Source organism: Pseudomonas brassicacearum, assembly GCF_003732265.1.
In the GTDB taxonomy this organism is placed as follows: Bacteria; Pseudomonadota; Gammaproteobacteria; order Pseudomonadales; family Pseudomonadaceae; genus Aquipseudomonas; species Aquipseudomonas brassicacearum_D.
In genome coordinates this window covers 881,063-898,707 of the sequence record NZ_MOBK01000001.1, presented here as the reverse complement: position 1 = coordinate 898,707, position 17,645 = coordinate 881,063, and the positions used below count along the sequence as shown (strand labels likewise).

Annotated in this window: 19 protein-coding genes; 5 read left to right on the top strand and 14 right to left on the bottom strand. The window is 56.2% G+C overall.

Going from position 1 to position 17,645, the window contains the following annotated elements; translation table 11 throughout:
• Nucleotides 1-6: 6 nt before the first annotated feature.
• Complete coding sequence (locus BK660_RS04245) at nucleotides 7-540, top strand: cysteine hydrolase family protein (protein WP_123432228.1); 534 nt, start codon at nucleotides 7-9, stop codon at nucleotides 538-540.
• Between the two features lie 39 nt (nucleotides 541-579).
• On the opposite strand, the gene BK660_RS04240 is transcribed toward BK660_RS04245, so the two are convergent.
• On the bottom strand, nucleotides 580-1,221 hold the full coding sequence (locus BK660_RS04240) for a TetR/AcrR family transcriptional regulator (RefSeq protein WP_123432227.1): 642 nt from the start codon (nucleotides 1,219-1,221) through the stop codon (nucleotides 580-582).
• A gap of 265 nt (nucleotides 1,222-1,486) precedes the next feature.
• Here BK660_RS04240 and BK660_RS04235 point away from each other — a divergent pair, with 265 nt between their 5' ends.
• Both BK660_RS04235 and yecR read left to right on the top strand, forming a co-directional pair.
• Entirely contained in the window at nucleotides 1,487-1,669 is a 183-nt protein-coding gene (locus BK660_RS04235) for a hypothetical protein (protein ID WP_123432226.1), read from the top strand.
• A 169-nt stretch (nucleotides 1,670-1,838) separates the two neighbouring features.
• Nucleotides 1,839-2,309 carry a YecR family lipoprotein gene (gene yecR, locus BK660_RS04230; RefSeq protein ID WP_123432225.1) on the top strand — a complete coding sequence of 157 codons (471 nt, stop codon included), beginning with the start codon at nucleotides 1,839-1,841 and terminating at the stop codon, nucleotides 2,307-2,309.
• A gap of 475 nt (nucleotides 2,310-2,784) precedes the next feature.
• On the opposite strand, the gene BK660_RS04225 is transcribed toward yecR, so the two are convergent.
• Together BK660_RS04225 and BK660_RS04220 are read right to left on the bottom strand one after the other, a co-directional pair.
• Nucleotides 2,785-3,585 carry a carboxymuconolactone decarboxylase family protein gene (locus tag BK660_RS04225; protein WP_185044963.1) on the bottom strand — a complete coding sequence of 267 codons (801 nt, stop codon included), beginning with the start codon at nucleotides 3,583-3,585 and terminating at the stop codon, nucleotides 2,785-2,787.
• 168 nt (nucleotides 3,586-3,753) lie between these two features.
• Nucleotides 3,754-4,656, bottom strand: a complete 903-nt coding sequence (locus BK660_RS04220) for a LysR family transcriptional regulator (protein ID WP_123432223.1) — start codon at nucleotides 4,654-4,656, stop codon at nucleotides 3,754-3,756.
• Nucleotides 4,657-4,803: 147 nt separating this feature from the next.
• Between BK660_RS04220 and BK660_RS04215 the strand changes: the two genes are divergently transcribed.
• Together BK660_RS04215 and BK660_RS04210 are read left to right on the top strand one after the other, a co-directional pair.
• Entirely contained in the window at nucleotides 4,804-6,303 is a 1,500-nt protein-coding gene (locus BK660_RS04215) for a purine-cytosine permease family protein (RefSeq protein WP_123432222.1), read from the top strand.
• Nucleotides 6,300-7,148: a nitrilase family protein gene (locus BK660_RS04210; RefSeq protein ID WP_123432221.1), complete on the top strand. Its 849-nt coding sequence runs from the start codon at nucleotides 6,300-6,302 to the stop codon at nucleotides 7,146-7,148. Before BK660_RS04215 ends, BK660_RS04210 begins: the two co-directional genes overlap by 4 nt.
• Nucleotides 7,149-7,454: 306 nt before the next feature.
• On the opposite strand, the gene BK660_RS04205 is transcribed toward BK660_RS04210, so the two are convergent.
• The 11 genes from BK660_RS04205 to BK660_RS04155 form a co-directional block, all read right to left on the bottom strand.
• Entirely contained in the window at nucleotides 7,455-7,868 is a 414-nt protein-coding gene (locus BK660_RS04205) for a glycyl-tRNA synthetase subunit alpha (RefSeq protein WP_123432220.1), read from the bottom strand.
• Between the two features lie 54 nt (nucleotides 7,869-7,922).
• Complete coding sequence (locus BK660_RS04200; protein ID WP_123432219.1) at nucleotides 7,923-8,450, bottom strand: hypothetical protein; 528 nt, start codon at nucleotides 8,448-8,450, stop codon at nucleotides 7,923-7,925.
• A 343-nt stretch (nucleotides 8,451-8,793) separates the two neighbouring features.
• Entirely contained in the window at nucleotides 8,794-9,312 is a 519-nt protein-coding gene (locus BK660_RS04195) for a DUF6998 domain-containing protein (RefSeq protein ID WP_123432218.1), read from the bottom strand.
• Nucleotides 9,313-9,316: 4 nt separating this feature from the next.
• Nucleotides 9,317-9,631 carry a hypothetical protein gene (locus tag BK660_RS32410; protein WP_148057421.1) on the bottom strand — a complete coding sequence of 105 codons (315 nt, stop codon included), beginning with the start codon at nucleotides 9,629-9,631 and terminating at the stop codon, nucleotides 9,317-9,319.
• Between the two features lie 296 nt (nucleotides 9,632-9,927).
• On the bottom strand, nucleotides 9,928-12,540 hold the full coding sequence (locus tag BK660_RS04190) for an AAA family ATPase (RefSeq protein ID WP_123432217.1): 2,613 nt from the start codon (nucleotides 12,538-12,540) through the stop codon (nucleotides 9,928-9,930).
• A gap of 251 nt (nucleotides 12,541-12,791) precedes the next feature.
• Nucleotides 12,792-13,154, bottom strand: coding sequence for a DUF6124 family protein (locus tag BK660_RS04180; protein WP_123432215.1), 363 nt, complete (start codon nucleotides 13,152-13,154; stop codon nucleotides 12,792-12,794).
• Between the two features lie 461 nt (nucleotides 13,155-13,615).
• Nucleotides 13,616-14,383, bottom strand: a complete 768-nt coding sequence (gene phnE, locus BK660_RS04175; RefSeq protein ID WP_123432214.1) for a phosphonate ABC transporter, permease protein PhnE — start codon at nucleotides 14,381-14,383, stop codon at nucleotides 13,616-13,618.
• On the bottom strand, nucleotides 14,380-15,207 hold the full coding sequence (locus BK660_RS04170; RefSeq protein WP_123432213.1) for a PhnE/PtxC family ABC transporter permease: 828 nt from the start codon (nucleotides 15,205-15,207) through the stop codon (nucleotides 14,380-14,382). The genes phnE and BK660_RS04170 overlap by 4 nt, the downstream gene beginning before the upstream one ends.
• Nucleotides 15,201-15,998: a phosphonate ABC transporter ATP-binding protein gene (locus BK660_RS04165; protein WP_123432212.1), complete on the bottom strand. Its 798-nt coding sequence runs from the start codon at nucleotides 15,996-15,998 to the stop codon at nucleotides 15,201-15,203. Before BK660_RS04165 ends, BK660_RS04170 begins: the two co-directional genes overlap by 7 nt.
• The gene (locus BK660_RS04160; protein ID WP_123432211.1) at nucleotides 15,995-16,846 is read right to left on the bottom strand and encodes a putative selenate ABC transporter substrate-binding protein; all 852 of its coding nucleotides are present in this window, start codon (nucleotides 16,844-16,846) and stop codon (nucleotides 15,995-15,997) included. Before BK660_RS04160 ends, BK660_RS04165 begins: the two co-directional genes overlap by 4 nt.
• Nucleotides 16,847-17,026: 180 nt before the next feature.
• Nucleotides 17,027-17,389: a DUF6124 family protein gene (locus BK660_RS04155; RefSeq protein WP_123432210.1), complete on the bottom strand. Its 363-nt coding sequence runs from the start codon at nucleotides 17,387-17,389 to the stop codon at nucleotides 17,027-17,029.
• Nucleotides 17,390-17,645: the final 256 nt, after the last annotated feature.

Sequence of the window (17,645 nt, the reverse complement as noted above, 5' to 3'; positions counted from 1 at the left end):
TGAATCATGGCTACCGCACTGCTAATCATCGACGTCCAGCAGGCGCTGTGCTCTGGCGAGTACGAGTGCTTCGAGATCAACCGCGTCATCGAAAGCATCAACCACCTCAGCACCCGAGCCCGGATAGCCAAGGTGCCGGTCGTTTTCATACAGCATGAGGAAGAGGGGGGGCCGCTGGCATACGGCAGCGACGGCTGGAAACTGGCGAATAATCTGGACACCGAGCCCACGGATCATTACGTACGCAAAACCACCCCGGATTCCTTCTACCAGACCAATCTGAAAAAGCTGCTGCCGACAGAGGACTTCGAGCGACTGATCATCTGTGGTTTGCAAACCGATTACTGCGTCAACGCGACCGTGCGCCAGGCACTGAAACTGGGCTACGACGTCGAGCTGGCGGAGGATGCGCACTCCACCGTCGACAACGGTAACCTGACTGCCGAAGAGATCATCGCCGAGCACAACAAGGACCTTGCGCACCTGACCGGTTCGGTGGCGCGGATCGACGTGAAACCAGCGGCTGAAATCCGCATCTGAACCCACTGTCAACCCTGAGGCTTGCACGCTTCAGGCTGCTCACGTCGCAAACATCAACACCCTCGGCGACTGCCCAATCTCCGGCACCACGCCGCCCAACACCAGCCGCGTAATGGTCGCCGCCGCCAGCGCGTAATCCTCATCCTGCGGCGTTTGCTGCCCGGTGATGTGCGCCATCTGCCAGCCCAGATTGGTGTAGGTCCGGGTCGCCGACCAGATGAACAGCATCAAGTGCTCCGGGTCCACTGGCGCCAACAGACCCCGATCAATCCAGCTGCGCAGGCACTCCACATTGCGTTGCGCCTCGGCATACAGCAGGACCCGGCACTCCTCGGGCAATTGCCGCGCCCCCAGCAGTAACTCACCGCTGAACACCTTGGCAATGTGCGGATGCTCGCGGGCGATACGGATTCGCGCGGCGATGTAGGCCTGCAATCCCGCCACAGGTTCATCGCTTTCGCGCAGCGCTGCCGAGGCGTGCAGCAGCGGCTCGACAAACCCGAGAAGCACGCGCGAGTAGAGGTTTTCCTTGCTCTGGAAGTAGTAATACAGATTCGCCTTCGGCACCCCCGCACGCGCAGCGATGTCCCGGGTCTGGGTGGCATCGAAACCTTTGGCGGCGAACTCTTCGCTGGCGGCGGCCAGGATGAGTTGCTGATTGTGTTGGCGAATGCGGCTCATGGAGGTGTCTTGGTGATTTGAGCTGCGCAATATACAAAACTATATATCGAGAGGGCTAGCGATGACGTCGTCGTTCGGCTGTTTATGAATGACGTGGAACTGCCGGATCAACGGGCACAAATTGTCATGAAATGAAAAAGCGCTGTCGCCGATTGAAAAATTGATGATGTCTGCGCGTATTAAATTCTTCTCACGAATTGCGCCACAAGCCCCGCAGTTCGGCGGCTCGACCGCATAGACCTTCAGCCTCAACGAGAACAATAAAATGAGCGTAGAACAACTGATCGGCGATCTTCTCGCCGAGCTGACAGGCGTGAGCCCAGACGAATCATTGAACGAGAACGAGCGCCTGCCGCAGAACAAAGCGCTGTTCGAGCTCGATCAGGATGTCTTCCATCCGGATTACGTGGCCAACAACCTTCGCTTTGGTGTGCTTGAAGAACATTGAGTAACTGAAAGGGGGGACGGATCTGTTTCCGCCCCTTGATTACCCGGTTGCAAAACATCGTATCAACTTCGCCAGGAAGGCACTCACCACCTCCCGTTGTCGTTTTTGTAGACAGCTGTAAGGCGCATTGCCGTCATCGTACTTTTCTTATATCTGAAGGTTTTCCTCCATGCGTAAGCTACTTTTTCTGATCATTCTGGCTGTTGTGGTAACAGGCTGCTCAAGCCGTAAAGACTTCTACGCAACTGGCGGGAGCCGAGCGGATGGCTCGATCGATATGGCTTATGATTTCAAACCCTTTGAGACACCGGTCGTTGACTATAAGCAAGCCGAGTTAATTGCAAACAACAAATGTGCGGTTTGGGGTTACACCCGCGCCGAACCTTTCGGTGGGCAAACCCAGAACTGCCAGGTCCGCGATGGCTGGGGTAATTGCACCGCTGGCCAGATGATCGTCAAATATCAATGCATCGGAAACATCACACCCACTACCGAAGCGTCAGCTTCTGCGATCCCGTCGGTTCCGGCTGGAATGTTGACTCCTGTTCAATACAAGGAATCGCGGGTGAAAGCATTGATGGATCAACACCTTCCCTATGCCGAGTACCAGAAGCAGTATCAGGCGATCATGGCGGAATAATTCGGTCGACGCGCCGTGGACTGAAAGGGGACGGATCTGTTTTCGTCCCTTGATTGACGGCGCTTGGAAGCCGATGTCAGTGAGTTCTGTTCATTCTGGGTTGAATTTGTGTGCGGGGGATAATCGCGGCGCCCGCCCGATTCGGGCCACCACTCGCCGATGGATTGCTCTGCGAATTGTCATCATCTTTAGGTTCGTGGCAGGACGATCCGCCAAGACAAATGGAAGCGGCGAGTAAAAGAATCGGACTGAAATGCAGATACTTGAACATAGAAATCTCCCCTACCTGAAGGTCAAGTGGCTTGGATTCAATCCATGGAATCGCATCAGTGGCGCGTGCTTAATAGGGTGTGCGATGACTGTGTAAACGCCGCTATCCCCTCTAGGAGCGTAGGTGATTGCTTGGGTTTAGCTATCGACTTCAATGCCCGATAGTCGGACCCGCTATCAGGCGGAAACAGGCCGACCTGCCAGACTATTTTTTCTTCTCGAAGGCAGCCAATTCCTCGGCCAGGATCGGTATCGCCATGTTGATGCTCTCCTGCCCGAAGGACGTCGCGATCTTCAGCGTCTCCATGATCTCTTCCATGGTCGCACCCAGGGCCAAGGCGCCCTTGATATGACGCCGCGTGCCGGGTGCGTACATGTGTGTAACCGACGCGTCCAAGGCGATGCTGAGCAGTTCGACGAACTTTGGCTGGAGAGTCTTGCCGTCGTAAATGCCCCCGACGGCCGCAAAGAACTGGTCGGTCCATAGTGGATCAAGGTTGAAGAACGGATCCCAGGCCGTATTCCAGAGTCCCTTCTCTTTCATCATGTCGGCCGAAGGCGTCGCGACGTTCTTGACCGTAGGGGCCTTTCCCGCCGCCTTGCCTTCCTCGAGCAGAATGGGCGCGCCGAGACTGCACGCATGGATCGCCATGAACGCCGCACCCTCGATCACCAGCTGGATCTCGTTTCGAGTGGCGCCCGCTTGAAGCGCCGCCCTGATATGACGGCGCGTGGGTTCCGGCTGCAGGTTTGTGCAGGCGGCATTCAGGCCGACGCAGATCAGCTCGATGGACTTGATGTCGAGAATTCCGTTTGTCCACGGATTCGTGTTGACCTTCAGGTACGCCTCGGCTTTGGCAGGGTCCCATTTGCGCACCGTGTCGATGGCGCTGGTTTGCGAAGATTCACCCGCCGCCTCGGCGGGAGCCGAGGTCACCATGGCGCCCGCAATGGCAAGGCCGCCGAGACCGAGGGCACTGCTCTCAAGAAACTCGCGTCGGTCCATCAAAATCCTCCTTCGGCTGCGCGACGTTTGCATCGCAACCCCTCCGGGGAGCTTAGGCGATTACTTGGATTGTTCTACCTTGGAATGGCAGGGGACGTACTTCCAGGTCCTGTCTAGTCCTGAAATAGGTTTACACCTCTTTCGGGACTAGACACTGTCGTTGGCTGTTCAGGTTGAGGCGAAAATCCCGATCAACTCCGCCAGGAAGGCGCTCACCACCTCCCGTTGCCGCGCCGAATGTCGCACCGCCGCATGGAAACCCACCTCATAACGCAGCAACTCAGGATTGAGCGGATGCAACTGCCCCAGTTGTTCATGTTTCGCCGCGTAATGCTGTGGCAGAAAACCCAAATGCTGACCCGACAAAATCAGCAGCGCCGCACCGTCCATGCTGTCGGTGAGCACCGTCAAGCGTTCGATAGACGTGGGCGCGGGCATTTCCGGCAAGGGGTGGCTGGGCCAGACCCAGTCGTAATCGCGCACGTCCTCGCGGCTCAGATCACCGACCTGATCGAACAGCGGATGCGCCGGGGCGCAGTAGGCGATCTGGGTTTCCTGGAACAACGGGAAGTAATCGATGTTGGGCAAGCGGTGCCAGAAGTAACCGATGGCCAGATCGATGTGGCCGTTGATGATTTTCTCTTCCAGCAGCGATGACGACAGCTCGGTGAAGTGGAAATACAGCCCCTCATGCCGCGAGCGCAAACGGGCAATCGCCAGGGCGATGTTCTTGTTGGCGGACGGATCGATCTGACCGAGCAAGCCAATGTTAATCGTGCCCGACACCTTGCGATTGATGTGCTGCACCTCAACCCGAAAGCCCTCGGCCGCCGCCAATAACCGACGGGCCGCTTCGACAAACTGGCCGCCCTTGGGCGTCACCGAAAACCCGCCGCGCCCACGCTCGCACAGACGAAAACCGACCCGCGCTTCCAGCGTCGCCAACTGCGCGCTGATGGTCGGTTGCGTGGTATTAAGCGCCGTCTGCGCGGCCGAGATTCCGCCGGCCTCGACGACGGTCAGAAAGACCCGGATCAAGCGCAGATCCAGTTCCGATACAGTGCCCAGCATGTGTTGCCTCCGATGTTCACCACATAGACGCCGATCTATGTAAACAGTGCGCCTGCGATATTTTACCGCCCTGACCGACGCCCTACATTGCAATGAAACCGGCGCTTTGCCCATAAAAACAACAATCACCAGCATAGGAACATTCGTATGTCAGGGTCCCCACAATCTGCGCACGCCCTCGAAGCGAGCAGCGGGTTGGCCATCGAAGGCCACTCGATCGATTACATTCCGGAAAACGAACGTCACGCCAAACTCAGCAGCCAGGGCCCTTTCTGGTTCCTGGGCAACTTCCACTTCTTCACCATTTCCATCGGTTTCGTCGGCCCAAGCCTCGGCTTGTCGGCGCTGTGGACCATGCTCGCCGGCGCGCTCGGCATCATGTTCGGCACCATCTTCATGGCCTTCCACGGCTCGCAAGGTCCGGAAATGGGCCTGCCGCAAATGATCCAGTCCCGTGCCCAATTCGGTTATCGCGGGGTGATCCTGGCCCTGATGGCGACCATGTTTGTGTTCGTCGGCTTCAACGTGGTGAACATCTCGCTGATCATGAACGGCCTCGAACATGTGTTCGGCATCGACCCGACCATCGTCGCGGTGGCGGTGGTGCTGATCGGCGCATTGCTGTCGATCTACGGCCACGACCTGATGCACAAAGCCTTCAAGTGGGCGTTGCTCGCCACCTTGCCGCTGTACGCGCTGGTCACCATCGCCTTGATGTTCGGCGCCGGCCAGGAGGGCGTCACCCCGGCGACGGACCTCGGCTTCAACTGGGTCGCGTTCGCCACACTGTTCGCCATCGGCGCCAGCTACAACATTTCCTATGCGCCCTATGTCTCCGACTACTCCCGCTACCTGCCGAAAAACACCAGCCGCCCCAAACTGATCGCCGCCGTGTTCATCGGCGCCTCGCTGTCCGGCAGCTGGATGATCGGCCTCGGCGCGTGGCTGGCGCAGCAGTTGAAAGCGGTGGATGCGCTGGTGGCGTTGAACCAGGTGGGCTCATCGATGATTCCCGGGCTGGGCAACGTGCTGGTGATCGTCTCGGTGGCCGGCTTCCTGCCGATCATCGCGCTCAACACCTACAGCGCCATGCTGACACTGCTCACCGGCGCCGACTCGATCAAGAAAATCACCCCGACACCCCGCGCCCGCATCCTGTCCATCACCGCGATCAGCGTGATCCTGCTGACCTGCGTGCTGTCGATCAAAGGCGACGGCATCGCGCTGCTCAACACCTTCCTCGTGCTGCTCCTGTACTTCCTCGTGCCCTGGACCGCCGTCAACCTGGTCGACTACTTCTTCGTGCGCAAAGGCCGCTACGCGATCCCGCACTTCTTCACCCCAAACGGCATCTACGGCGCCTGGCAATTTCGCGGCATCGTCTCCTACCTGATCGGCTTCGCCGCGATGGTCCCGTTTTTCTACATCTTCGATGCCGCCGCCAACAAAGAAGTCTTCGTCGGCCCGCTGGCACGCATGCTCGAAGGCGTGGACATCGCCTGGCTGGTGGGATTGGTGGTGTCGGGCCTGACGTACTTCATCCTCAGCCGCTCGCTGGACCTGGCGGCGGAACGCAAGATCATCGACGCGATTACCGAGAGCGACATCATCGCCATGACCCAACCGGCTGTGGAGGAGGGACGTTGAACACTGCAAAAAATACCGTGGTTGCTTGCTGCCAAGTGGCGCCGAAGATTGGTGACCTCGCGTTCAACCGCACGCTGACGGAACGCGCGATTCGTTCGGCGGCGCATCAAGGGGCGCAGGTTGTGGTGCTGCCTGAGTTGGTGCAGAGCGGGTATGTGTTCAATGACCGCAGTGAAGCGTTGTCGTTGTCGGAAACGGTTGAAGGACCGACCTTGAGTTTGTGGGCTGCACTGGCCCGGGAATTGAACATTGTGGTGGTGGGTGGTTTTTGCGAACGGCTGGAGGGGGATGGGCTGGCTAACAGCGCGGCGATGATCGATGCCCAAGGGTTGCGGGCTGTTTATCGCAAGGCGCACCTGTGGGATGCGGAGAGTGAAATTTTCACCGCTGGTGATGCGGCGCCGCCGGTGGTTGAAACGGTGCATGGGCGGATTGGGATGTTGATTTGTTATGACCTGGAGTTTCCGGAGTGGGTGCGTCTGCCGGCGCTGGCGGGGGCGGATTTGCTGTGTGCGCCGGTGAATTGGCCGGATGGGCCCAGGCCGCCGACGGAGAGGCCGGCGGAGGTGGTGCGGGTGCAGGCGAATGCTTCGGTGAATCGGATGTTTATTGCGGCGTGTGATCGGCATGGGTTTGAGCGCGGGGTGGGTTGGGTGCAGGGTTCGGTGATTGTTGATGCAGATGGGTATCCGGTGGCGGGGCCTGCGGAGGAGGAGGGGGAGCGGGTTTTGTTGGCTACGCTGAATCTTGGGGAGGCGAGGAATAAGCGGATTAGTGCGCGGAATGATTTGCATGGGGATCGGCGGGCGGGGTTGTATGGGGTGGTTGGGGGAATGGGGCGGTAGGCCGTTCTTGTTTGAGTTTCCTGACGCTGTAGTGGGAAGGGTGAATTTTACTATTTTGGGCAAACCACCTACGACGCTTCATAGACAAATCAAGTGGCTGCTCAGGAACGGAGGTTTCCTATCCCGAGCAAAGCGCTACTGGTCGATTACTTCATGATATGAAGGACAGCAATAGATTTCCGCCTGGCACGAATGGTATTAAATGCCCCGGACGTGAAATTAACGATTAAGCAAACGGACAGTCAAAAGCGTAGCTTTTGGCTGTCCAACGAACGAAGTGATCGGCGTTTCCGTACAATGTTAGTTTTAGAGGCAGAATGTTTTTTGAACCCAATCCTCATCATTTCCTGATTTTGAGAATGGGCCGTGAATTGACGCTGCGCAACCTTTTAACGGGACGTTGCGATCTTCAATATCAGAAATAATCCAGTTCACGTAAATTCTCCATTCGGAGATATCTATGTCTTTGACTATTCCTATGGCGAGGATTGCCATTTCGGATGCGCCTTTACCTAGCAAACGTTTAACAGCTATACGGTCCCCGGATTTTACCTGTTTAAATCGTTCTTGTTGATTTTTAATTGCATTTCCAGCTCCGAACTCCTCATTCCCGAATTTGTTTGCATCCCAGCAGTACCAATATCCGCGCTTTATGAATTTGGGGAGGACGTCTTCTGATCCTCCCCATGTAGCACCAACGACCCAGTAGTTTATTGTCATTTTTGATATTCCGATATTGTAAGTGCGAGTAAGGTGGGTGGTGTTGATTGTTTCTTAGAAAGCATATGTCTCATAGTCAAACTTAATATCTTTGTGGGTGTTTATGCAATAATCCAAGATTATTAAGCTGGACTTTATTAGTTTTTCGTCACGCCCCTCAGCTGAATGTGGGGAGTGTTTGCCGCCATGAAAGAGATTGTTGCGTGTCATGCGGACTGCTAGAAACGCCTTTGCTGCTAACGTTTGCTCTGGCTTAAATGTTAGTGGGCGCCAATTTAAGCTGCCGCCTTCGACTATTTGCTGCTGCGGTGGCTCTTTTGTTAAATACTCAATGGCGCTTGACAGGTTGGGGGAGTCGATTTCATCGAAGTGTAAAGCCATGCTTTCGGTGAATTTTACCCAGTCAGCTTCTACTGTGTCATGCCGACTTTTTCGAAAGTATCCTGACTCTTTTAGTGAGAACTCAAAGCGAGAAAATACAGCTAGAAATTCAAATACGAGCTCCTTTGGAATTTTCAAGCTTTCAATTGGAGATGCCGTGGTCATTAGAATGTCCTCTAACGTTTGGTTAATTTTATCCATTCTGCACCCCCTAAGCACCAGGCGTCATGCCATGAGATAAGCGAAGCTCGGGCTGTCTCGTGAAGACCTGAAGGGCCGGAACATACTTAAGCGATTTTTTAGACCAAATGCAACTACCAATTGGTCTTGTTCCATGTGCTGATAACGTCTTTTTATGTGACATTTTACGGGTCGATTAAACCACCAATGGCACCAATCTTTTTAAGTTTCTTATTTATTAGTTGCTCCCAGTCCACCTTGGGCGTTGTCAACGCCTGTTCTTTTTTTTCAATCGTCGAGAATGTCGGTTTCAGACTTATTTAACCTGTAGGCAAGTGAGTCAACACTTGGTTAAATGGCCAATTTAGACGGACCCTATGAGGGTGATTGGCAATGTTGCCAAACTGTTATAGGAATTTAATTTTCCGCTAATGTTCAGAACTCGTTCATCTGTCAATAAGGCTCCACGCATATGCAAAATGTGGCCGTTAACGTGAGTTCTATACGAGCTGTACTCTGCAATTACGGAGTGCGGGATTAAGTATGCTTCAATGATTTCATACGCCTCATTGAAAATTACAGCTATGAGTTCGTCAAAGTCATATTTTTCTAGGTTACGTATGACGCCTAGCTGCCTTGATCGGTTGTTTGCAGTTATACGCCGTCCTTTGATTTGGATTTTCTTACCGTTGCTGGACTCGGCGTCGTGGCCTGTGGCCGAATTTTTAGCAAGGGTTAGGTTTAAAGCAGACGAAACCAACCACTCGGCATAATCTCCGACTGGATTGTTTTTTGTTCTCAATACTCCGCGACTCATAAGCTCATCAATTGCCGAAGCGTGTAGCTTGAGCAGTTCAGGTATTGATAGGGTGGCTAGGTTCATGTTGTTAAATACTTCTAACGTTTAGGTTAAGAGGGCAGCGCAATATTGCTGATGCCTTTTTTCCTAATGGGCTTGATTTGAAGCTTGGCTTGGATTTAGATATTTTTCCGTAAACTTTGGCCATTTGTATCAAGTATTGCGATTTGAATCCCGGTTTTTTCTTGGTCCATTGCTCTGACTCTATTAGCCTAATTGCCGTCTCTAACCTTTTCGCAAGATCAATATATGACCCTTTGCGTGGCGGAGTTGCAGGGGTAATGTTTTCTTTATGAACGCGATCATTGCGATTACCCGTCTCCCAGTCCAAGGCACTAGCCATATTTTCTCCTAACTACAAGTAGGTGGTACAAGTAGGGTAACGTTTACGCCTCTTGTGCTTCATGACATTCCTCATTTATGCATAACTCCTCGATCAGCTTGAGTGGCGGGTCAAAAATGACATGAAGCAGGAGGGAGATCGATATGACTATGGTGCGCTTTACTGAGGAACTGTAGCGTGTCCATGGGCTGCCACTGATCGGTAGCCATCGGCGAGAACGTCCCGCAATTTCTCAACACGAAAAAGGGGATTGGTTTATTTTCGAAAGGAAAAATAAATCCTCCCCCTTTTTGACTTTAGCACCTAGCTTTGGCTGTTTCTTTCGAGCGCTTATCTAGAGCAATCCTCCATTCCGCCAACCTGTCGATATCCGCCTCTAGTTCGTCAGGTTCTGGTATGGGAAGCCTTCCAGCGTGGGTTGCCGCGTCATGCTCGAACTTGGAGCTCTTGGACATACCGCTGTCTACCTCCCGATAATCATCGTCGGTGACAACGACCAACTTCAGGCGTTGTGTAGATACTCCCTCGCCGAACCGTTGGACCGCTCCGTTTAATAACACCTCCTCAACACACCTTTCCCAAGCTAGACGCAAACGACCATAGCAAGCAGAAGTTAAGCGACGATGTTCATCATCATCCCCACTCTTCTGTGCTCTGCGAACCTCCACCAGCTCTTGTCGGAGTCTTGCCAGCCGATCCTTGGTACCCACGACGTCGAATGGCAGATCCTGCGAGTGCACACCATATCCCTGTGCGGTGCGACGTATGTAGTTCTTCGTCAGTTGGGCGCCAAGCTCCTCCACCTTTTGCTCCAAAATGCAAAGAAAGTAGATGTCGTGAGTGAAGACAATCACCTGCCGGTTTAGCGCTTCCAACGCCAAGCGTTCTGCAACTTCCCAGCGGCGTCGGTGATCTAGCGATGACACTGGATCATCCAAGACTATTCCACCACGCCCTTTGCCAAGCTTGATCTCCGCAAGGAACGATGCGATGGCAATAGCGCGCTGCTCCCCTTCACTAAGAATGGCTGCAGGAGTACCTCCACCGGGCAATTGCAAGACGAGCTTAAATTGGGTCTTCCCCCCTGGAGACTCTGGCTTCATCACAATCTGAAGCTGATTCACCTTTAGGCGTTTAAGTTCGTCGTTGAGGGCGTCCGCCAGTTCTTGGCTGGCTATTGTCCGCGAAAGCTCTGTGGATTTTCTGGAAATGGCCCGGGTGTCAAAACCATCGATGCACAGTTGAAATTTCCGACTCGCCTCATGTTTGGCTATCGCCTCCAAAACAGCGGCCTTGATCTCAGCCAGACGTATCCGTGCACCAAGCTCTCGCTTCTCCGCTGTCATCTGAGCCCGGACCTTCTCGTCGGCAGTTGCCTCTAGCGATTTGGCCTGATTCAGTAAGCCTTCGATCACACTGGCCAAACCGGGGCGAGGGTCGGCCGGTAATGCCACTATATCTTCCCACTTAAGCTCTGCCGCAGCGGCCTGCAGAATCGAAGTCTGGCGGGTGTTCAGGCATGTCTGCATCGACGAACAGTCTGCAGCGAGCTCGGGAACAGTCTCTGTCAACTCTTCCACCAGCCCATCACGAAACATTACATCCAAGGCCGCCTTTTGAACTGCCCTGTATGTCGTTGCTGCAGTGTCACGTGCGTCCTTTGCGGCCTTTTCGGCAGCCTGCTTGATGAACGTATCAAAGCGAACTAGGCGCGCAGCACCTTCTTGGCCAAGGCGGTTTTGGCAGAGAGGGCATGCAGAGTTTTCAGGAACCTCTGGAAACTCATGACCAGGATGACTCACTTGGGCGAAGACTCTGGCCGCGTCAAACAGCGCCTTCCATTCTTCACCTCCGGTGCCGGCAAGTTGACCTGGGGTTTGTTTGAACTCTTTAGCTGCCAACTCTGCCGCAGCTTTTGCAGTTTTCGAGTTTTCAATAAGTTGTCTGAGCTGATTGACCGTCTTATCGTCGATCAACGCAATCGCTGCCGCCATGCGATCCTTTAAACCCGAGAAGCGCGTTGCCTTTTGGCGCAACGCTTGTGCTTTTTGCTTCGGATCTGCTTCGGCGAGGGTTTGAGTCAATAACGCCAGTCGATCCAGTTCGGCATGACTGAGTGTGACCAAAGCCTCTATTTTCTCAGGGAGGGTCGTGCTCGGGATGCCGAGTAATGCTACGGCGACCTGCGTTTGATCTCTCGTAAGGGCCGCATACGCCGCGTCACTCGGAGCATTCGCCGCCTTCTCTAGGGTGGCGCGTGCCTTAAGCTTGTTACATACGCCGGCCAACCCTTCCAAGATATCCAGCCCATATGGCGCGTAAGCGAAGTCACCATGGTTATCAATGTAGGCACGAGCGCAATGCGTATCGAAGATGGCAATGTCCGAAAGCGGCTCGGGTGCAACGGCACCGTATTGCCAGGGAAGATCGGTAGCCACGCCGTCGATTACGGTTTCGAACACCGCTTGGGCGACGCCGGCAGTCTTGGGGTCTAGGTTGGCGTTCGGAAGAATTGGCTCACGTCGATCCCTTGCACGACACGCATGTTTGAATACTCTGGAGTAACCGGACTTCCCTGCACCGTTCTCCCCGTAAATAACGGTCAGGCCAGTCAAGGAGATCGGAACACGTCCCCCGTTAGCTAAGGCATTTACGTTCACAAGTTGCTTGATCGCAGCCAACTGTACAAGCCGTGCTGGGCCGGCGGGCTGAGCTATAAGTGCTTCTTCAAGCACCTTGGGGTTTCGGCCCTCTGGATCTGGGATCCCAGTTTCAGCTTTGGCCAATGCATAAAGGTCGTCAAGATCGGCGGCACTCAACATACGGCCTTGGTAGAGGCGAGCAATTGCATCTTGCTGCCAAGCAGGCAGTCCCTTAGACCACGCGTGAATTTCCTGAATGATCGTCACCTACCTACTCCTTGGCGTAGTACTACCTCACCGATGAATACACCTACCGTAGCCTCTTGCCTCAGTATGTTTAGCAGACAAAAGCGAATCAGGAAGAAGGTGATAAAAGAATTTTCGAAGACCATCCGCATTTGACCAATAGCAATCAGTGCAGATCCGAGTTCTCCGAACTGAAAAGTCACGCATGCAGATGCGGATCTACTATTTCCCTCTGTGACGACGAACCAGTTCCCCGCCACAGAGGCTCGCCCTTACTCCTTCAACTCAACCTTATCCAACGCCTGATTCACCGCCAATTCCCCCAGCATCACCACCTGCGTAATCCCCAGCAGCGTCTTGCGGTGCGAGTTCTCCAACAACGCCGCCAAATTGCTAAGCATCGTGGTCGCCGAACCCAGTGATTCGCTGGCGTTGACCAGCAGTGATTCGGTGTCGTACTTGGGGTTGGCGAGGAACATCGGTTCGGGTTCGTTGTTACTGGCCATGATCTGGGCAGCCGGGTTGAGGTAATGGTCGAGGGCGCGCTCGGCCGCTTCGTGGATTTTTTTGGAATCGAGCGATTCGTAGGGCGATGCCGGATCGGTGTCCGGTGGGTTGGGTGTTGGTTTTTTCATAGTGAAACTCCTACGGCAGATTTGAAGGAGCCATCACCCTTGCTACCAAACGAGGGTGGTGGCCATACGCGGGTTGGTAGACCGGCTGCAAGTAGGAAAACCCGGCGCTCACAAAGGAGCCCCACGCATGACCACCATATAACGCCGAGCCTCAAAAAAGAGACTGCATACGGTGTCGCCATACGACTATTTGCAGACGGGCTACCAAACCCGATCACTGTTTTGCAGTGACCGGAAAACGATATAGCCCGCCCCGTAGTCGCACAAGCCGGCGGATTCTGTCTTACCCGTAGGCGATGGCGCAAGGCGTTGTAGCCGTTAGGACGTTTCACCGAGTGTCTTTAAACGCGCGACCTGAAACCTGTTTAAGACCATCAAAAGTCGGGCAAAAACCCACGTAACTAGGTAGCGGGTTCAACCCACATCCCAATCAAGCTATTGCGATTTTTCTGCTAAAACAGTCAAGCCTTAACCCAACGCTGACGGCTCCAACTACTCAACGTATCAACCCCCAACACCAGTAAAAGCATCGCCAAAATAACCGTACTGGCCTGAGCTTCCTGGAACAGGCTAAGGCTGACATACAGCATCTGCCCCAACCCCCCGGCGCCCACAAAGCCGAGCACACTCGCCATGCGGATGTTGTTTTCCCAGCGGTACAGGATGTAGGCCAGTAGCTGTGGCAGCAGGTTGGGCAGTGTGCCGTAACAGAACGCCCACACGGCATTGCCGCCCTGCAGGCGGATGGCGTCGGCCGGTTCGGGTGGGGTGTTTTCCAATGCTTCGGCGAACAGTCGGCCGAGCACGCCGGTGGTGTGCAGGGCTAATGCCAGGGTGCCGGCGTTGGGGCCGAGGCCGGCGGCGAGGACCATCAGCGCGGCCCATACCAGTTCTGGAACTGCGCGCAAGGCGTTGAGCACCAGGCGCGATGCGCTCTGCAGTGGCCAGCCGAAGCGCCCGGCCGCGGGCAATGCCAATAGCAGACCGAATACCGCCGCGAGCAGGGTGCCGAGGGCGGACATGGCGATGGTTTCCAGGGCGCCGTGGCCGATGGCTTGCAGATGGTCCGCGCTCAGGTCCGGGCTGAGGAAACGCTGCGCATAAGCGCCCATATGATGCAGGTTGCCGCTGTCGCCGAGTTCGCCGAGGTTGATGCCCAGGTAGCTGAACGAGGCGACCACCGCTGCGCCGATGCAGAGCAACAAGGCGAGGTTGATCAGGCGATTCATGCCAGTCTCCAGCGCAGCAGGCGGCTGAGTTGATCGGCGAACAGCACCAGTACCAGGAATGTCAGCAGCAGACTGGCCACTTCACCGCCGGCGAACATGCGCAGCGACAGGTCCATTTGCTGGCCCAGTCCGCCGGCACCGACGAAGCCCATCACCACCGAGGCGCGGATGGCGCATTCCCAGCGGTACACCGTGTAGGACAGCAGTTCCGCCGCGACATTGGGCAGGATCCCGTAGCAAAAAGCGGCGAGCCGACCGCTGCCGGACTGCAATAGCACATGGGCCGGGCGCTGGTCGGTCGACTCGAAAATTTCCGCATAGACCTTGCCCAACATGCCGCTGTAGGTAATGGCGATGGCCAGTACCCCAGCCGTCGGGCCGAGGCCGACGGCGCGCACGAACAGCAGGGCCCAGACAATTTCCGGCACGCTGCGCAGGAAGATCAACACGCCGCGTACAGGCCAACGCAGCAGTTGGCCCCAATAATTCGGGTGGCCGGAACGGGAGGCTGCCGACAGCGACAGGGCCCGACTGGCCAGCAGGCTGGCGGGGACGGCCAACAGCAATGCCAGGGCCATGCCGGCCGTGGCGATGGCCAGGGTCTGCAGGGTGGCTTGCAGCAACAGCTCGATGAATTCCGCGCCATGCGCCGGTGGCCAGAAGGCCGCTACAAACCGGCCCATCTCGCTCTGACTGTCACTCGCCACCAGTACGCTCAGGTCCAGTTCGCTCAAGCGGATGCCCGGCCAGAGCAAGGCAAGGGCCAGCAAGCTGAGCAGCAGGCGGGGCAGGGTGGCCGGGTCTCGGGTATCACGGGTCAGCATCGGGGAATCTGCACACTCAAGGGTGGCGGAGCAATCGGTGGGGATTGCAGTTGTTCGTTGGCGTAGAGCTTGTCGAGCAACTCGCGGTCGACTTCGCTGGCCGCCAGGTCGAACAGAATCTGTCCATCACGCACGCCGATGATCCGCGAAAAATGCGCCAGGGCCAGGTCCACCGCATGCAGGCTGGCGACCAGGGTGACGTTGTGCTGCCGCGCATGGCGACAGAGCACCGACAGCGTGTGCTCGGCCAGCACCGGGTCCATGGCCGATACCGGCTCATCGGCCAGCAACACCTCGGGCGCCTGGTACAACACGCGGGCAATGCCCACGCGCTGTAGCTGGCCACCGGACAGTTGCTGGCATTGCGCGAACAATTTTTCACTCAGGTCCAGCCTGGCCAACGCCGCGCGTGCGCCTGGAATATCCAGTGGATGCAGCAGATTGAGCAGGCTCTTGCCCAGCCCCCACTGACCCAGCTTTCCGGCCAGCACCGCGGTGACCACGCGCTGGCGCGGTGGCAGGGGAGGCGACTGATGAATCAGGCCGATGCGCGCACGCAGACGCTGACGCTGACGGGCAGACAGCTGCCAGGCTCGCTCGCCGAGTACCTGCAGCTCGCCATTGCCCGGTCGCAGGGCGGTGGCCAGCACGTTAAGCAGGCTCGACTTGCCGGCGCCGGACGGGCCGATGATGGCGACCTGTTCGCTGGCACCGATGTGCAGGTCCACGTCACGCAGTGCCTGGACGCCGTTGGCGTGGGTAAGGCTGACTTGGGTCAGTTGCAATGTCATTTGAGCAGGTCGGCGGCGCGTGCGGCTTCCTCGATGCCTTTGTAGTTCTCAGGCTTGGTTTCGATGAAACGGCTGGCGGCCTGCAGGTCCAGAATTTCCTTGTCCTTGGGGTTCGCCGGATCGAGCGCGAGGAAGGCTGCCTTTATCTTGGCTGCCAGCGCCGGGTCGAGGGTCCCGCGCACCGTCCAGTTGTAGTCGAAGTAGGCCGGGGTGGTCGCAAACACTTTGACCTTGGTCGTGTCGACCTTGCCGGCGGCGACCAGTTTTTCCCACACGCTGGCGTTCAGTACCCCGGCGTCCACTTTGCCGGCCTGGACCCAGGCGACCGTGGCGTCATGGGCGCCGGAGTAGCCGACGCGACTGAAGTAGGTTTCAGGCTTGATGCCGTCCTTGAGCATGAAATAACGCGGCATGAGACTGCCCGACGTGGAGGACACCGAACCGAATGCAAAGGTCTTGCCCTTGAGGTCGGCGAGGGACTTGACGGCCGGGTCGGCGGTGATGAATTTGCTGGTGAATTGAGCGTCCTGTTCGCGCTGTACCAGCGGAATGGCATTGCCGGTTTTCAGGCGTGCCTGCACGAACGTGAAGCCGCCCAGCCAGGCCATGTCAATACGGTCGGTGGCCAGCGCCTCGACCACGGCCGGATAGTCGCTCACGGGCACGAACTCGACTTTCATGCCCAACTTTTGTTCCAGATATTCGCCCAGCGGCTTGAACTTGCGCAGCAGTTCGGTCGGGGCTTCATCGGGAATGGCACTGACTTTCAGGGTGTCGGCGGCCTGCGCCAACAGGGTACAAAATGACAGGGACAAGCCGACGGCCAATGCCAGGGTACGCTTGAGCATGGAGTTTCTCCGGTGCATTAACGAAAAAATGTCGAGGCGCCTGGCACACGCTGATTGCTGCCTGGCGCCCTGTGAGGGTAGACGAAAAGGTGCGGAATTGACTGCTTTTGGCCCAGTTGCTCTCTGTCGCGAAGGGCGGCATTCGACTGCGGATTCTACAGCTCGACGCGACAGATTGGATTACTCCTTCACTTCAACCTTATCCAACACCTGATTCACCGCCAATTCCCCCAACATGACCACTTGGGTAATCCCCAACAGGGTCTTGCGGTTTGAGTTGTCCAGCAACGCTGCAAGATTGCTGAGCATGGTGGTCGCCGAGCCCAATGATTCACTGGCGTTGACCAGCAGGGATTCGGTGTCGCACTTGGGGTTGGCGAGGAACATCGGTTCGGGTTCGTGGGTGCTGGCCATGATCTGGGCAGCCGGGTTGAGGTAATGGTCGAGGGCGCGTTCGGCCGCTTCGTGGAATTTTTTGGAATCGTGAGATTCGTAAGGCGATGCCGGATCGGTTTCTGGTGGGTTGGGTGTTGGTTTGCACATAGATGAATCCTGTTTCGAATATCAAAGAGGAGCCATCACCCTCGCTACCAAACGATGGGTGGCGGCCATGCGTGGGTTGGTAGACCGGTCGAAACAGGAAACCCGGCGCTCACAAAGGAGCCCCACGCATGACCACCATAAAGCTGAGTCCCAAAAAAGAGACTGCGAAAGGTGTCGTCATGCGATTGTTTCGAGGCGGGCTACCAAACCCGATCACTGTTTTGCAGTGACCGGAAAACGATATAGCCCACCCCGC

Bases quoted from the DNA above. Each gene is read 5' to 3' on its own strand.
- BK660_RS04245 (WP_123432228.1), top strand. From the start codon at position 7: ATGGCTACCGCACTGCTAATCATCGACGTCCAGCAGGCGCTGTGCTCT.
- BK660_RS04240 (WP_123432227.1), bottom strand. From the start codon at position 1,221: ATGAGCCGCATTCGCCAACACAATCAGCAACTCATCCTGGCCGCCGCC.
- BK660_RS04235 (WP_123432226.1), top strand. From the start codon at position 1,487: ATGAGCGTAGAACAACTGATCGGCGATCTTCTCGCCGAGCTGACAGGC.
- yecR (WP_123432225.1), top strand. From the start codon at position 1,839: ATGCGTAAGCTACTTTTTCTGATCATTCTGGCTGTTGTGGTAACAGGC.
- BK660_RS04225 (WP_185044963.1), bottom strand. From the start codon at position 3,585: ATGGACCGACGCGAGTTTCTTGAGAGCAGTGCCCTCGGTCTCGGCGGC.
- BK660_RS04220 (WP_123432223.1), bottom strand. From the start codon at position 4,656: ATGCTGGGCACTGTATCGGAACTGGATCTGCGCTTGATCCGGGTCTTT.
- BK660_RS04215 (WP_123432222.1), top strand. From the start codon at position 4,804: ATGTCAGGGTCCCCACAATCTGCGCACGCCCTCGAAGCGAGCAGCGGG.
- BK660_RS04205 (WP_123432220.1), bottom strand. From the start codon at position 7,868: ATGACAATAAACTACTGGGTCGTTGGTGCTACATGGGGAGGATCAGAA.
- BK660_RS04200 (WP_123432219.1), bottom strand. From the start codon at position 8,450: ATGGATAAAATTAACCAAACGTTAGAGGACATTCTAATGACCACGGCA.
- BK660_RS04195 (WP_123432218.1), bottom strand. From the start codon at position 9,312: ATGAACCTAGCCACCCTATCAATACCTGAACTGCTCAAGCTACACGCT.
- BK660_RS32410 (WP_148057421.1), bottom strand. From the start codon at position 9,631: ATGGCTAGTGCCTTGGACTGGGAGACGGGTAATCGCAATGATCGCGTT.
- BK660_RS04180 (WP_123432215.1), bottom strand. From the start codon at position 13,154: ATGAAAAAACCAACACCCAACCCACCGGACACCGATCCGGCATCGCCC.
- phnE (WP_123432214.1), bottom strand. From the start codon at position 14,383: ATGAATCGCCTGATCAACCTCGCCTTGTTGCTCTGCATCGGCGCAGCG.
- BK660_RS04170 (WP_123432213.1), bottom strand. From the start codon at position 15,207: ATGCTGACCCGTGATACCCGAGACCCGGCCACCCTGCCCCGCCTGCTG.
- BK660_RS04165 (WP_123432212.1), bottom strand. From the start codon at position 15,998: ATGACATTGCAACTGACCCAAGTCAGCCTTACCCACGCCAACGGCGTC.
- BK660_RS04160 (WP_123432211.1), bottom strand. From the start codon at position 16,846: ATGCTCAAGCGTACCCTGGCATTGGCCGTCGGCTTGTCCCTGTCATTT.
- BK660_RS04155 (WP_123432210.1), bottom strand. From the start codon at position 17,389: ATGTGCAAACCAACACCCAACCCACCAGAAACCGATCCGGCATCGCCT.